Raw genomic sequence first — 14,866 nt, forward strand, 5'->3', positions numbered from 1 at the left:
TTTGCCAAATTAGTCTGGAAACCATAGCATTGTGGCCCCACCTGATCCCATCCCGAACTCAGAAGTGAAACGCAATTGCGCCGATGGTAGTGTGGGGTCTCCCCATGTGAGAGTAGGTCATTTCCAGGCGCCTAATATACTGTATAGTTTAGCGGTTAAGTTTACATTTTATGTAACACATAAGACTAAATTATCGATAGAAGAATAAAATATTGCTGATATGGCTCAGTCGGTAGAGCGCATCCTTGGTAAGGATGAGGTCCCCAGTTCGATTCTGGGTATCAGCACCATTTTATTAACAGTTTAGTCTGGAAACCATAGCATTGTGGCACCACCTGATCCCATCTCGAACTCAGAAGTGAAACGCAATTGCGCCGATGGTAGTGTGGGGTCTCCCCATGTGAGAGTAGGTCATTTCCAGGCGCTCATTAAGTGAAAAAGCCACCTGAATAAGGTGGCTTTTTTGCGTCTGGGATTTAATAAATTTTTGGCTGTTTAGTTTGAACTTACCAGTACAGATATCAGGTGACTTATCCACTTAGGAAGGCATGAATGCCTACCCCCGACGTCGGTAGATAAATGCTCCTCGGTAACTGCTCCTGCGTTACTCTACCTCCTATATCCATATAGTCGTTCAATATCGACACTTCCGCCATCCATGGCGGTCGCCCGCCGCTGAGCGGGGCCTCCCGCTACGAATCATAGATTCTTCGCGTTCAAGCAAGGCTAAATACTACGTATTTAATAGCGCCTTGATTTCACCCCCATGTGTTCACTGCGTGAACTTCGATAGAAGGTCATTTCCAGGCGCCTAATTTCTCGTAAAGAGAGTCGAATAAGTCCATTGCTAACGCAATGGGCTTTTTTCGTTTTAAGCCTGGAAAGGTGACCACTCGAGCATGTGGAGGTCGATAAATGCTCCTCGGTAACTGCTCCTGCGTTACTCTACATCCTATATCCATATAGTCGTTCAATATCGACACTTCCGCCATCCATGGCGGTCGTATGGTGAATATCGCAACAGCGATGTGCTTATGGCCGAAAGTTGCTCCAGGCACTTTCTGCATTCCCCAGATCCTTGTGGGTCAGCGCGAAGCTTTAGCGTAGCTGGCCATGACAGGCGCACTCCTTATTTTACAGTGAAGAAGCCACCAGAGTATTACCAATCGGTGTAATACTCTGGTCAGATTTATCCTGAACGATGGCACAGATTCTTTATCTCTTAATGTCACTAGCATGCTCTTTCTGTTTGTGAGCCTTGCTCGACGAAATCCTCATCATCTAGCTCCCTACTATGCCAGCCGGCACCGTCTATGATCACTACAGCGTGACGATTTTAAAGGTCGCTTGAGAGATGATTCTAGGTGTTGATGCATTATCCCTCTATACACCTATGGAGTGATTAGTGCCTCTCTCATTCCATTGGTTGGACACACTTCGCCGAAAACATAGGTATTTGCAAACTGTTGCTGCCAAACTACTCTTGGCCGACAACAATTTTGGCTTGGGATATTAAGGAACGTTTCTCGGCAGAAGTTTTTTAAAGTTTTTTGTGCTGCTAACGGTTTCTTTTAGCGGCTAGCTACCCATGAAAAAATAAGCCTTTTTAATGCTCTATAGATGCTTGGTAGTTCATAATGAATGCTAAGATGCATCCATTTATCTTATGAACAGGGAGACCCCATCTATTACTGAGAAACTATGTGCTTCAATAAATGTTAAAATTTCCTAGATTGAGCTGCACTGATGACAGGAGATCGAGCTAGAGATATTTTGTGATCAAGTCGAATCAAGCCTTGCTCCAAGAAGTCACTCAGTCAGTTATTTACACTAGTATGACTCCCTTACATATTTGCGTATTTCACTTTAGTGATATGTTTCTTTGCAGAGCACTAAGCGTATAAGAGGGATTAACAATTTTCTACTGTGATATGTGCTAAAAACTATGGGGCGGGCTATCTCAGAAGCGATTTAATTCATAGGGTTTACTATTTTATTATCTTGTGACTCTATAAAAATAGGTATTATCTATAGGGAGATCATGATGTAAAGAAGGGACTGACAGTATTCTAAAGAGCTTAGTTTAATATGTTTTCTAATTGAATAATCAGCAGGGACACTTTATATCGAGATTTAAGGGTAAAAATTAGCAGTCTTACTCGTGCAAATTTCAAATGATATACTAGACTGATTATCCTGACTGGTGAGAAAGCGTCTATTACATAAGTGCTTATGTGGATAAGTTTGGGGGTAACTAGTGTGCATCTTGTGCTTAAATCACTATTTATGAAAAGTGTCGATATATATCAAATAAGCGCTTGCGCTTAAGGCTGACATCCCTATAATGCGCATCCACTGACACGGCAAACCAGTCCTACTAAGCAGAAAGCTAGGTAAGACCAAAGCCAGTCAGGGCAACGAGTTAAGCGATTTTAAAAACATTTTAAAAAAGCTCTTGACGCCAACCACGGAGAGTGTAGAATACGCCTCCTCAAGCCAACGACCTAGCGTCTAACGGCAGCATCTGAAAGATTGATGCTAACGCTCTTTAACAATTCAAAACAAGAAATCTGTGTGGGCACTCACAGGTGTTGAGTTATTCGAAATTGCCTTCTGTTCTTCGGAATGTAGGCAATCAAAAATTTACTCAATGAACTACTGAGTGACCATAGCAACTTATGATTTGTTTTCTTTCGAGAGAGTAATGATTAAGAAGCAAAATATGTAAGCTTCATAAACCTTCGGGTTTGTGAAAAACAGTATAATTCGTTGAGCCGTTCTTCATCCTTAATCGGGTGAGAACAAAAAAACTTTAATTGAAGAGTTTGATCATGGCTCAGATTGAACGCTGGCGGCAGGCCTAACACATGCAAGTCGAGCGGAAACAGGAAGGTAGCTTGCTACTTTTGCTGTCGAGCGGCGGACGGGTGAGTAATGCCTAGATATCTGCCTAGTCGTGGGGGATAACAGTTGGAAACGACTGCTAATACCGCATACGCCCTACGGGGGAAAGGAGGGGACCTTCGGGCCTTTCGCGATTAGATGAGTCTAGGTGGGATTAGCTAGTAGGTGAGGTAATAGCTCACCTAGGCGACGATCCCTAGCTGTTCTGAGAGGATGATCAGCCACACTGGGACTGAGACACGGCCCAGACTCCTACGGGAGGCAGCAGTGGGGAATATTGCACAATGGGCGAAAGCCTGATGCAGCCATGCCGCGTGTGTGAAGAAGGCCTTCGGGTTGTAAAGCACTTTCAGCGAGGAGGAAAGGTTGTAGTTTAATAAACTATAGCTGTGACGTTACTCGCAGAAGAAGCACCGGCTAACTTCGTGCCAGCAGCCGCGGTAATACGAGGGGTGCAAGCGTTAATCGGAATTACTGGGCGTAAAGCGTACGCAGGCGGTTTGTTAAGCAAGATGTGAAAGCCCCGGGCTCAACCTGGGAATTGCATTTTGAACTGGCAAACTAGAGTCTTGTAGAGGGGGGTAGAATTTCAGGTGTAGCGGTGAAATGCGTAGAGATCTGAAGGAATACCGGTGGCGAAGGCGGCCCCCTGGACAAAGACTGACGCTCAGGTACGAAAGCGTGGGGAGCAAACAGGATTAGATACCCTGGTAGTCCACGCCGTAAACGATGTCTACTCGGAGTTTGGTAACTTAGTTACTGGGCTCCCAAGCTAACGCATTAAGTAGACCGCCTGGGGAGTACGGCCGCAAGGTTAAAACTCAAATGAATTGACGGGGGCCCGCACAAGCGGTGGAGCATGTGGTTTAATTCGATGCAACGCGAAGAACCTTACCTACTCTTGACATCCACAGAACTCGCTAGAGATAGCTTGGTGCCTTCGGGAACTGTGAGACAGGTGCTGCATGGCTGTCGTCAGCTCGTGTTGTGAAATGTTGGGTTAAGTCCCGCAACGAGCGCAACCCTTATCCTTATTTGCCAGCACGTAATGGTGGGAACTTTAGGGAGACTGCCGGTGATAAACCGGAGGAAGGTGGGGACGACGTCAAGTCATCATGGCCCTTACGAGTAGGGCTACACACGTGCTACAATGGTCGGTACAGAGGGTCGCAAAGCCGCGAGGTCAAGCTAATCCCACAAAGCCGGTCGTAGTCCGGATCGGAGTCTGCAACTCGACTCCGTGAAGTCGGAATCGCTAGTAATCGTAGATCAGAATGCTACGGTGAATACGTTCCCGGGCCTTGTACACACCGCCCGTCACACCATGGGAGTGGGCTGCACCAGAAGTAGATAGCTTAACCCTTCGGGGAGGGCGTTTACCACGGTGTGGTTCATGACTGGGGTGAAGTCGTAACAAGGTAGCCCTAGGGGAACCTGGGGCTGGATCACCTCCTTACCTATACGACTAACTCAATATTTGCTGAGTGTTCACACAGATAACTTGTTCTTGTTAGAGCGAGAAACATGCCTTTACGGTGATGTTTGTTCTTTAAAAATTTGGAAAGCTGATAGTGTTAATGTGAAAGGGACTATTGTGAAAGCTGATTCGTAAGATTCGGTAATTGCAGTGGTTTATAGCATTAGCGCGAAATATAAAATAATTGAGTTCTCAAACACTTAAATCAAGTGCCGAAGTGCAGCAATGCACTTCAAGAGTATTCTTTTGGCGAAAGTAAACACCATTAGTTGCGATACAGTCCTATGTGGGTTGTATGGTTAAGTGACTAAGCGTATACGGTGGATGCCTTGGCAGTCAGAGGCGATGAAGGACGTAGTAACTTGCGAAAAGCGTTGGCGAGCTAGTAACAAGCATTTGAGCTAACGATATCCGAATGGGGAAACCCACTCACATAAGTGAGTATCACATACTGAATACATAGGTATGTGAGGCAAACCCGGGGAACTGAAACATCTAAGTACCCGGAGGAAAAGAAATCAACCGAGATTCCCCTAGTAGCGGCGAGCGAACGGGGATTAGCCCTTAAGTCTATAGGGTGTTAGTGGAATGAGTTGGAAAGCTCAGCGGCACAGGGTGATAGCCCCGTACATGAAAACTAACTATAGATGAAAACGAGTAGGACGGGACACGTGACATCTTGTCTGAACATGGGGGGACCATCCTCCAAGGCTAAATACTCCTGACTGACCGATAGTGAACCAGTACCGTGAGGGAAAGGCGAAAAGAACCCCTGTGAGGGGAGTGAAATAGAACCTGAAACCGTATACGTACAAGCAGTGGGAGCGGTCCTTGAGACCGTGACTGCGTACCTTTTGTATAATGGGTCAGCGACTTACATTTTGTAGCAAGGTTAAGCGAATAGCGGAGCCGTAGGGAAACCGAGTGTTAACTGCGCGTTTAGTTGCAAGGTGTAGACCCGAAACCGAGTGATCTAGCCATGGGCAGGTTGAAGGTTGAGTAACATCAACTGGAGGACCGAACACACGTATGTTGAAAAATGCGGTGATGACTTGTGGCTGGGGGTGAAAGGCCAATCAAACTCGGAGATATCTGGTTCTCCTCGAAAGCTATTTAGGTAGCGCCTCGTACGAATACCATTGGGGGTAGAGCACTGTTAAGGCTAGGGGGTCATCCCGACTTACCAACCCTTTGCAAACTCCGAATACCAATGAGTACTATACGGGAGACACACGGCGGGTGCTAACGTCCGTCGTGAAAAGGGAAACAACCCAGACCATCAGCTAAGGTCCCAAAGTTATTGCTAAGTGGGAAACGATGTGGGAAGGCTTAGACAGCTAGGATGTTGGCTTAGAAGCAGCCATCATTTAAAGAAAGCGTAATAGCTCACTAGTCGAGTCGGCCTGCGCGGAAGATTTAACGGGGCTAAGCAATACACCGAAGCTATGGGTTTGCTAGTTTACTAGCAAGCGGTAGAGGAGCGTTCTGTAAGCCGTTGAAGGCGAAGGGGTAACCCACGCTGGAGGTATCAGAAGTGCGAATGCTGACATGAGTAACGATAAAGGGAGTGAAAAACTCCCTCGCCGAAAGACCAAGGTTTCCTGTCCAATGTTAATCAGGGCAGGGTAAGTCGACCCCTAAGGTGAGGCCGAAAGGCGTAATCGATGGGAAACGGGTTAATATTCCCGTACTTCTACTAACTGCGATGGAGAGACGGAGAAGGCTAGGCTAGCGCGGCGTTGGTTGTCCGCGTTTAAGGCTGTAGGCTGTTCACTTAGGCAAATCCGGGTGAACGCATTAAATTGCAAAGCTGAGAGTTGATGACGAGTCCCCAAGGGGATGAAGTAGTTGATGCCATGCTTCCAGGAAAATCTTCTAAGCTTCAGGTTAGTAGGAATCGTACCCCAAACCGACACAGGTGGTTGGGTAGAGAATACCAAGGCGCTTGAGAGAACTCGGCTGAAGGAACTAGGCAAAATGGTACCGTAACTTCGGGAGAAGGTACGCTGCCGGCGGTGATGGGACTTGCTCCTTAAGCTGCTGGCAGTCGCAGATACCAGGTGGCTGCAACTGTTTATCAAAAACACAGTACTGTGCAAACTCGCAAGAGGAAGTATACGGTATGACGCCTGCCCGGTGCCGGAAGGTTAATTGATTGGGTTATCTTCGGAGAAGCTCATGATCGAAGCCCCGGTAAACGGCGGCCGTAACTATAACGGTCCTAAGGTAGCGAAATTCCTTGTCGGGTAAGTTCCGACCTGCACGAATGGCGTAATGACGGCCACGCTGTCTCCAGCCGAGACTCAGTGAAGTTGAAATTGCGGTGAAGATGCCGTATACCCGCGGCTAGACGGAAAGACCCCGTGCACCTTTACTATAGCTTGGCACTGAACATTGAACCTACATGTGTAGGATAGGTGGGAGACTTTGAAGCAGAGACGCTAGTTTTTGTGGAGTCAACCTTGAAATACCACCCTTGTAGTTTTGATGTTCTAACTCTGGCCCCTGAATCGGGGTTGAGGACAGTGCCTGGTGGGTAGTTTGACTGGGGCGGTCTCCTCCCAAAGAGTAACGGAGGAGCACGAAGGTTGGCTAAGTACGGTCGGACATCGTACGGTTAGTGCAATGGCATAAGCCAGCTTAACTGCGAGACATACACGTCGAGCAGGTACGAAAGTAGGTCATAGTGATCCGGTGGTTCTGAATGGAAGGGCCATCGCTCAACGGATAAAAGGTACGCCGGGGATAACAGGCTGATACCGCCCAAGAGTTCATATCGACGGCGGTGTTTGGCACCTCGATGTCGGCTCATCACATCCTGGGGCTGAAGTCGGTCCCAAGGGTATGGCTGTTCGCCATTTAAAGTGGTACGCGAGCTGGGTTCAGAACGTCGTGAGACAGTTCGGTCCCTATCTGCCGTGGGCGTTGGATGATTGAAGGAAGCTGCTCCTAGTACGAGAGGACCGGAGTGGACGAACCGCTGGTGTTCGGGTTGTTATGCCAATAGCATTGCCCGGTAGCTACGTTCGGAATCGATAACCGCTGAAAGCATCTAAGCGGGAAGCGAGTCCTAAGATGAGTCATCCCTAGGAATTTAATTCCTCTAAAGAGCCGTTCGAGACTAGGACGTTGATAGGCAGGGTGTGTAAGCGTTGTGAGGCGTTGAGCTAACCTGTACTAATGACTCGTGAGGCTTAACCATACAACCCAGATGGGTTTGTGTAGTTAATGTGTGTGTTACTTCATAAGCACAAAAGAATACGTATTTGATTTAAGTTAGACCAATTATTTTGCAATTTAGACGCGTTAATGCATCTGAATAGCCAGCTTTCGAAATTTTACCAAATTAGTCTGGAAACCATAGCATTGTGGCCCCACCTGATCCCATCCCGAACTCAGAAGTGAAACGCAATTGCGCCGATGGTAGTGTGGGGTCTCCCCATGTGAGAGTAGGTCATTTCCAGGCGCCTAATATACGAAAAAAGCCCTAGCAGAAAACGCTAGGGCTTTTTTCGTATATACGCTCCGCGAAGGAGCTACTTCACATGCAGCCCAAAGCTGCTAATGCAGTGTGGCCCCCTCAGTTCGACGACTACGTCGCCTCTCGCTACAAAGCAGCTGAATGCGTCGCATCCGAAGCGCGACTTCTCCGCCCCCATGTGTTCGGCCTTCGGCAAGTATCATGTCCATTCAAAGCTATGCCATTGGAAGGTGCCTTTGTTAAGGTTTCAAAGCTCCTGCTTCGAAGCCATTTCGCCGCTGACCTTGGTCAGAAATTGCATCCATGCATTTCTGACATTCACCACATCCATGTGGCTTGCTCCCCAGTTCAGCTACTGCGTCGCTTCTCGCTACAAAACAGTGAATGCTACGCATTCAAAGCACTGATTTTTCGCCCCATGTGTCCACTTCGTGGGTCGAGGGCGATTATATGCTCCTGCATAATCGACACTTCCCACATATATGGACCCATCCGGTTTGCAAGACATTTAATATCAATGCTGAGAAGAGTTCATTGCACCCATATATTCGGCCTGTTTATGAGGAAAACCTCTGGCCCTGATGGATATATGCTTCTACTTTCCTTATCATCCTTGTGAGTCAACGCGTGTTCGAGTAACAGTAAATTTCATATGTTTTTAAAGATGGGGGAAGTCTTTATGTAGGATGAAGCCATCACTTGAATGGGATGGCTGCTATGCTTGTTAGCCTAGCGTTCATAAAAAGTGAAAGCTGAATCTAATATAAGGAAAAATAAGAGAAGGGATTCTGTTTTTAAAATTTATTCGGCTAATATTTTTGTAATTATAGCTTTATTAGCTTCCGGGAATTCATATTTAATTAAGTCATCTTTCTCTACCCATAGTACTTCTTGACCTTCTGCACCTGTGGCTATTCCTGAGAAGTTCTTCACCCAATGAATATCAAGAAAGACCTGTTTATCACCATAATCGTGATGTATTTCCATCATTGGGTGCGAAGCTGATACATCTAAATTAACTTCTTCTTTTAGCTCCCTTATTAAGGCTTCTGAGGTCGTTTCATTTAATTCAACCTTACCTCCTGGAAACTCCCACTTTCCTCCTTGGTGAAGGTTTAATGGGCGCTTGGCTAGTAATATCTGTTCACTCTTATTTATTATCACACCAACGGCAACATGAATTTTTTTATCTGGGTTTAGACTCGTCATGTTCTAATCCTTTTTAAAGAAGTCTTCTTCATCGTAACCTAAGCTATCTAGTTCTTCAGGATCAAATTCAGACTTTACCGGTATAACATGCTTTTCGCTTGCCCAGTCGCCGAGATCTATCAGTTTGCAGCGGTCACTACAAAAAGGCTTAAATTTGGATTCAGCACTCCACACTACATCATTCTGACATGTTGGGCATTTTACTGTTAATGGCATAGAGTCTCTCAAGCTATTTGCTTTATTCATTCTGTTTGGCAGAGTGAAATATAGGGGTAGTTATTTAAACCCTATAATACTGGCTTTAGGTGCAGGTTGCTAACTTAAACTCTATTGCTTTATCTGAGTGTTTTTGTTGGTCAAATTGAACAAAATGGATTGCGTATCTATTCTTATGGCCACTGATAGTAGGGTAGCAACCTTGTTGGGATTCTATTTGTACTCTGATTAATGATAACGATTGCTTGCTATTTCCTTGATAAAAGCCAGCTTTAGCAACAGCGTCACTGTACTCAGTTGTTAATCGTGTAAGCTGAAGTAATAAGCGAATAGGTGAGAGTAAAGCTCTGAAGCTTGCAATCCATTGCGAATATTCCTGTTGGCGAATATCCCAAGGCTTAGCTAACCAATAATGAAGTTGTGGGAGATCGAAATTACAACATGCGCCTGGCATATTAAATCTTTGCCTAAGGGCTGCTAAGAAGCGATCTTGTTTTAATTGACTGCCTGGTCGGTCAGAAGATCCGAGCAACTCTCTCGCTAACATCAATTTATTTAGATATTTGTCGACTTGTTGCTGATTGATATGAGGAAGGTTTTGCCAGTTTTCGAGAAGTTTTATCTGCTTATCAAGATCCTTGAGCACCTCACCTCTATAGTCACAACGCTCTGCTAATTCGCAAAGGGAGAATAAAGGGTAGAAACAGCGATGTTGATGATCCTGCTCTAAATTTAACAAGAGCTGCTGTTCAAGGTACTCTAGGCGCAAGTAGCTTCTAGTTTTTTCATTTAGAGGTTGTTCATAAACTAATTGAGTCATGGCATTATTTAAGCGTTGTTGGACAATTTAATATAATTATTATGTAGTGCAATTACTTTGCTTTTTAGCGCCGATATCTCTCCATGATTGTCTATGACATCATCAGCTCTTTGTAGTTTTTTAGCTCTTGGTGCTTGGCTTTCAATAATTCTATGTACTTGCTCTTGAGAGACTGAGTCTCTGGTGCTGGTACGTTTCACTTGTTCTTGTGTTGAAATATCAACCATAAGTGTACGGTTTACTAACCTATCTAAATCGTTCTCAAATAGCAAGGGGGCGATGAGTATTGTGTATGCTGACACTGCAGAATCCAGTTGCTTAAGCATTTCTATTCGAATTAATGGATGCAGTAGCTTATTCACCCAATCCCTATGAGTTGGGTTATTAAAAATAATCTCTCTTAAGGCCGATCTATTTAAGCTAGAGTCTAGTTTAAGTATCCGAGTGCCAAAGTGTTCAGATAATTTGTTCAAACCTTCTGAACCTATCTCCACCACTTCTCTAGCAACAATATCAGCATCGACGAGATCTATCCCTTGTTCTGCGAATAGATTTGCAACAGTCGTTTTACCGCTACCAATACCACCCGTTAGGCCTACTACAAACTTTGACATGACTTATCCGTATTAATCTTTTGCTGCTGTAATGATCACAGAGTAGAAAGGTACCAAGTGTTTATATCGGCGCCCCAAATCATGGCAATCCAACCGGCGAGGGCAATATATGGACCGAATGGAATTGGGTTACCTTGATGTAATTTCTTACTCACGATAAGTGCGATACCAACAACTGCGCCGACGAGGGATGACAGTAAAATAATCAGTGGCAGCAACTGCCAGCCAAACCAGGCACCAAGCACTGCAAGTAGCTTAAAATCACCATAACCCATGCCCTCCTTACCCGTTATCAACTTAAAGGCCCAGAAGACAGTCCACAAACTCATATAGCCAGCTGCTGCACCTATTACGGCATCAGTTGGTGATGTAAAAGTACCATTGAGATTAATGAGTAAACCTAACCAAAGCAAAGGTAGTGTTAATTGATCCGGCAGAAGCATCTCATCTAAATCAATGCCTGTTAATGCTATCAGTACAAATGTTAGCAGGGTGGCAAAGGCAAACTCCCAGCTAGGACCATAGTGATAGGCTAGGAAGGCAACTGCAGTTCCTGTTAATAGTTCTATGATGGGATAGCGTGCCGATATTGATGTATTGCATGAGGCGCACTTTCCCTTAAGCATTAGCCAGCCGATGATTGGCAGATTATGCCACGGCTTGATATCTGTTTTACATTTGGGGCAGGCGGAACCAGGGACGACTAAATTATACTTTTCAGGATACTCATCAATCGGTTTGTCGAGTTTATCTGCGATGGGTTTAATCAGTTGTTCATGGTATTCATTGAGGTACAGGTTACATTCTTGTTGCCACTCTCTTTTCATCATTACCGGGAAGCGATGTATAACAACATTAAGAAAGCTGCCAATGACGGCTGCAAAGGTAAAAGCGATAGCGCTGAAGAGCCACAAATTGTGACTCAAAATAGTGATAAATTCTGACATCTATTCTGTTCTTCTATTAGGAGTTTTTTTATTGATATTTGTAATTTATTTAAGTCTCACTAAATAATCTTACCCATTTCGAAGATAGGAAGATACATAGCAATAATTAAACCGCCAACTAGCGTACCAATCACTACCATCATGATAGGTTCTATTAGGCTGGATAAACCATCGACTGCATCATCAACTTGCATCTCATAGATGTTGGCAACCTTGTTGAGCATGTCATCGAGGCCACCCGATTCTTCGCCTATCATCACCATCTGGATCAACATATCCGGAAACAGCTTAGTGGTTCGCATCGCGACATTCATCTGCATGCCCGCCATGACTTCGCTGCGAACTTTTATTAATGCTTTGCGGTAAACTGCATTACCAGAAGCTCCTGCTGCTGACTCTAGGCCATCGATAAGTGGCACGCCCGCTGCAAAGGTCGTTGATAGAGTCCGTGCAAAACGTGCCATGGCAGCTTTATGTAGGATAGGACCAATAGCAGGGATTTTTAACATTGCAGCATCTACTTGGTCTCTGAATTTTTGAGAGTGAAGGTGCGCCCTTTTAAACAGGATTATAGTAATAATAATTGCTACAGCGAAGATATACCAAGAGGCCTGTAGTGCTTCTGATATCTCAATGACTAATTGAGTAAAAGCGGGCAGCTCAGCGCCGAATCCAGCAAATATTTCTTGAAATTGAGGGACTACGAATAATAGTAAGAGAGTGGTTACACCTATGGCAACAACGACAACTGCAGCGGGATAGAACATGGCTTTTTTAATCTTTGACTTTAATGCTTCGGCTTTCTCTCTGTACATGGCGATACGATCAAACACGGCATCTAATGATCCTGAATGCTCACCTGCTGCGACGAGATCGACATAGAGATCATCGAAGTATTTTCTATGAGGGCGTAGGGCATCGGAGAGGGGGATACCCGATTGAACATCGTTTAAGATAGTTGCTAAAAGCTCACGCACTTTGGCTTTTTCATGGCCACGGCCTAGCATCTCTATGGTTGTTACCAGAGGCACACCGGCCGAGAGCATAGTTGCCACTTGGCGGGTGAACATAGCGATATCCATGGCTGAAATTTTGGGATCGCCGAGTTTGAAAAGGGATGCAGACTGTTTTTTAACTGATTTAGGGTTAACCCCTTGAGACTTTAATTGACTACGAATTTCTGCAGCTGTTGAACCCTTAAGTTCACCAGAGGTCTTTTGACCATCACGGTTCACACCTTTCCATTCGAAGGTAAACACTTTAGGCTGGCTTTTAGCGTTATTTTTTTTATTTCTAGTCTGTCTTTTTTTAATTGTTGCCGCAGTAGCCATAGCCTTTCCTTAGAGTTTCTATTTCGAACTTAGTATTTCGGGCCTAGGATTTCGAACTTGGAGTTTTAATCTTAGGGGTCAGAACCTAGAAACTAGAAACTAGAAACTAGTGACTCGATTTATCTCTGTGATACTGGTGACGCCTTTGATGACCTTTAATAACCCTGATTCTCTTAAATCTCGCATGCCCTGCTCTTTGGCTTGTGTGGCTATCATCAATGAGTTGCCTCCCTCCATAATAGTACGGGCAATTTCATCTGACATTCTCATGACTTCATAAATGCCCACACGGCCTTTATAGCCGCCAGAGCAGAGATCGCAGCCCACAGGTTTGTAGGTAGTGATCCCACTATCAATGCTAGCTTGCTTAAAACCCAACCTTTGCAGTTCATGTTCTGGAATTTCTTCGGGTTGTTTACACTCAGGGCAGAGGCGACGCGCGAGTCGTTGTGCAATGATGAGGTTGACTGAGCTCGCTATATTATAGCCAGCCACCCCCATATTGATAAGACGCGTTAAGGTTTCTGCTGCAGAGTTGGTATGTAAGGTAGATAGCACCAAGTGACCCGTTTGAGCGGCCTTGATGGCGATTTCTGCCGTTTCTAAATCACGGATCTCACCGACCATCACCACATCGGGATCTTGTCGTAGGAAAGAGCGCAATGCCGAGGCGAATGTTAAGCCAGCTTTGAGATTAATATGAACTTGGTTAACACCCTCGAGGTTTATCTCTACAGGGTCTTCGGCAGTGGATATATTGCGCGCTTCGGTATTGAGAATGTTGAGCCCTGTATACAGGGAAACCGTTTTACCTGAGCCTGTGGGGCCAGTTACCAGTATCATGCCCTGGGGTTTTTCTAGCATCTCCTCGTACAATTCGCGCTGATCATCCTCATAACCTAGTTTCTCGATACCTAATTGGGCAGAGGAGGAGTCTAAGATACGCATTACTATCTTCTCGCCCCAGATCGTAGGCAGGGTGCTGACACGAAAATCGATGGACTTAGTGCGAGATAGCTTCATCTTGATGCGGCCATCTTGCGGGACTCTTCGTTCGGCGATATCGAGTTTAGACATCACCTTTAAGCGAGCTGAGATACGATTAGTTAAATTTACAGGAGGCTCTGAGACTTCATGTAAGATGCCATCGATGCGAAAACGGATACGGTAGCGTTTCTCATAAGGCTCGAAATGCAGATCCGAGGCACCTTTGCGAATGGCATCGGTCAAAATTTTATTGATATAGATGACAATCGGGGCATCATCGCTGCCATCCCCTTTTTGCTCTTCCTCTCGTTTACTTGGATCATCGACTTCTATATCGGCCAGTGCCGCTTCGTCTATGCCATCGAGATCCAGCGCTGAGATATCCTCTTCGAGGGTCTTCTCGATGGCCTTACTGAGTTTATCATCTTCGACCAAAATCGCTTCGGCATGTAGGCCAGCGCTGAATTGAAAATCTTCTAAGGCTGCAATATTAGTCGGGTCAGATGTACCTATGTACAAGCGGTTGCCACGTTTAAACAGCGGCAAACATTTATGTTTATCGATGAGCTTTTTATTGAGAAACTCTTCGGGGATGCTGGCTATGTCAAATTCATCGAGATCGAGCAGTGGGGTGCCATATTCTTCATAACACAGCTCGGCTATCTCGCGAGCAGAGATAAGTTTTTCTGAGACTATGGTGGAGACGAGAGATTGTTTATTCTGACGAGATTTGGCTATAGCGGAAGCGATCTGCTCTTCGCTGAGCAAATTCTTACGGATGAACAGTGTTGATAAGCCTAAGTGGAGGCCCGTAGTTGGCATTAATATACTCTATCATTCTTTACTTTAAAAAATACAAGCCAAGACTTTGCTTGGCTTG

At 45.2% G+C, this 14,866-nt stretch carries 7 protein-coding genes, 1 tRNA gene and 5 rRNA genes; 6 read left to right on the plus strand and 7 right to left on the minus strand.

All coding sequences use genetic code 11. The annotated features are described in order from the left end of the window. Positions 1 to 13: 13 nt before the first annotated feature. The 6 genes from rrf (FM038_RS01855) (at position 14) to rrf (FM038_RS01880) (ending at position 7,847) form a co-directional block, all read left to right on the plus strand. A 5S ribosomal RNA gene (gene rrf, locus FM038_RS01855) occupies positions 14 to 129 on the plus strand. An 85-nt stretch (positions 130 to 214) separates the two neighbouring features. After that, positions 215 to 290: transfer RNA gene (locus FM038_RS01860), tRNA-Thr, on the plus strand. Positions 291 to 307: 17 nt separating this feature from the next. Further along, positions 308 to 423, plus strand: a 5S ribosomal RNA gene (rrf, locus tag FM038_RS01865). Between the two features lie 2,390 nt (positions 424 to 2,813). Further along, a 16S ribosomal RNA gene (locus FM038_RS01870) occupies positions 2,814 to 4,360 on the plus strand. A 318-nt stretch (positions 4,361 to 4,678) separates the two neighbouring features. Then, a 23S ribosomal RNA gene (locus FM038_RS01875) occupies positions 4,679 to 7,583 on the plus strand. Between the two features lie 148 nt (positions 7,584 to 7,731). Further along, a 5S ribosomal RNA gene (gene rrf, locus FM038_RS01880) occupies positions 7,732 to 7,847 on the plus strand. Together the 16S, 23S and 5S rRNA genes form the textbook arrangement of a ribosomal RNA operon. A gap of 816 nt (positions 7,848 to 8,663) precedes the next feature. Here rrf (FM038_RS01880) and mutT read toward each other — a convergent pair. The 7 genes from mutT to pilB all read right to left on the minus strand — a co-directional run bounded on the left by mutT (position 8,664) and on the right by pilB (position 14,808). Beyond that, positions 8,664 to 9,071, minus strand: a complete 408-nt coding sequence (gene mutT / locus FM038_RS01885; protein ID WP_142871693.1) for an 8-oxo-dGTP diphosphatase MutT — start codon at positions 9,069 to 9,071, stop codon at positions 8,664 to 8,666. A 3-nt stretch (positions 9,072 to 9,074) separates the two neighbouring features. Further along, positions 9,075 to 9,287 (minus strand): DNA gyrase inhibitor YacG, encoded by a 213-nt coding sequence (yacG, locus tag FM038_RS01890; RefSeq protein WP_142871694.1) that lies wholly within the window; start codon positions 9,285 to 9,287, stop codon positions 9,075 to 9,077. 85 nt (positions 9,288 to 9,372) lie between these two features. Next, a complete protein-coding gene (gene zapD, locus FM038_RS01895; protein ID WP_142871695.1) occupies positions 9,373 to 10,107 on the minus strand; it encodes a cell division protein ZapD in 735 nt (244 codons plus the stop codon). A gap of 8 nt (positions 10,108 to 10,115) precedes the next feature. Continuing rightward, positions 10,116 to 10,721: a dephospho-CoA kinase gene (coaE, locus tag FM038_RS01900; protein WP_142871696.1), complete on the minus strand. Its 606-nt coding sequence runs from the start codon at positions 10,719 to 10,721 to the stop codon at positions 10,116 to 10,118. A gap of 35 nt (positions 10,722 to 10,756) precedes the next feature. Then, a complete protein-coding gene (locus FM038_RS01905; protein ID WP_142871697.1) occupies positions 10,757 to 11,668 on the minus strand; it encodes a prepilin peptidase in 912 nt (303 codons plus the stop codon). 59 nt (positions 11,669 to 11,727) lie between these two features. Beyond that, a complete protein-coding gene (locus FM038_RS01910) occupies positions 11,728 to 12,999 on the minus strand; it encodes a type II secretion system F family protein (RefSeq protein WP_142871698.1) in 1,272 nt (423 codons plus the stop codon). 99 nt (positions 13,000 to 13,098) lie between these two features. Then, entirely contained in the window at positions 13,099 to 14,808 is a 1,710-nt protein-coding gene (pilB, locus tag FM038_RS01915; protein ID WP_142871699.1) for a type IV-A pilus assembly ATPase PilB, read from the minus strand. Between the last annotated feature and the right edge of the window lie 58 nt (positions 14,809 to 14,866).

The sequence above is a fragment of the Shewanella eurypsychrophilus genome, assembly GCF_007004545.3.
Lineage (GTDB): Bacteria > Pseudomonadota > Gammaproteobacteria > Enterobacterales > Shewanellaceae > Shewanella > Shewanella eurypsychrophilus.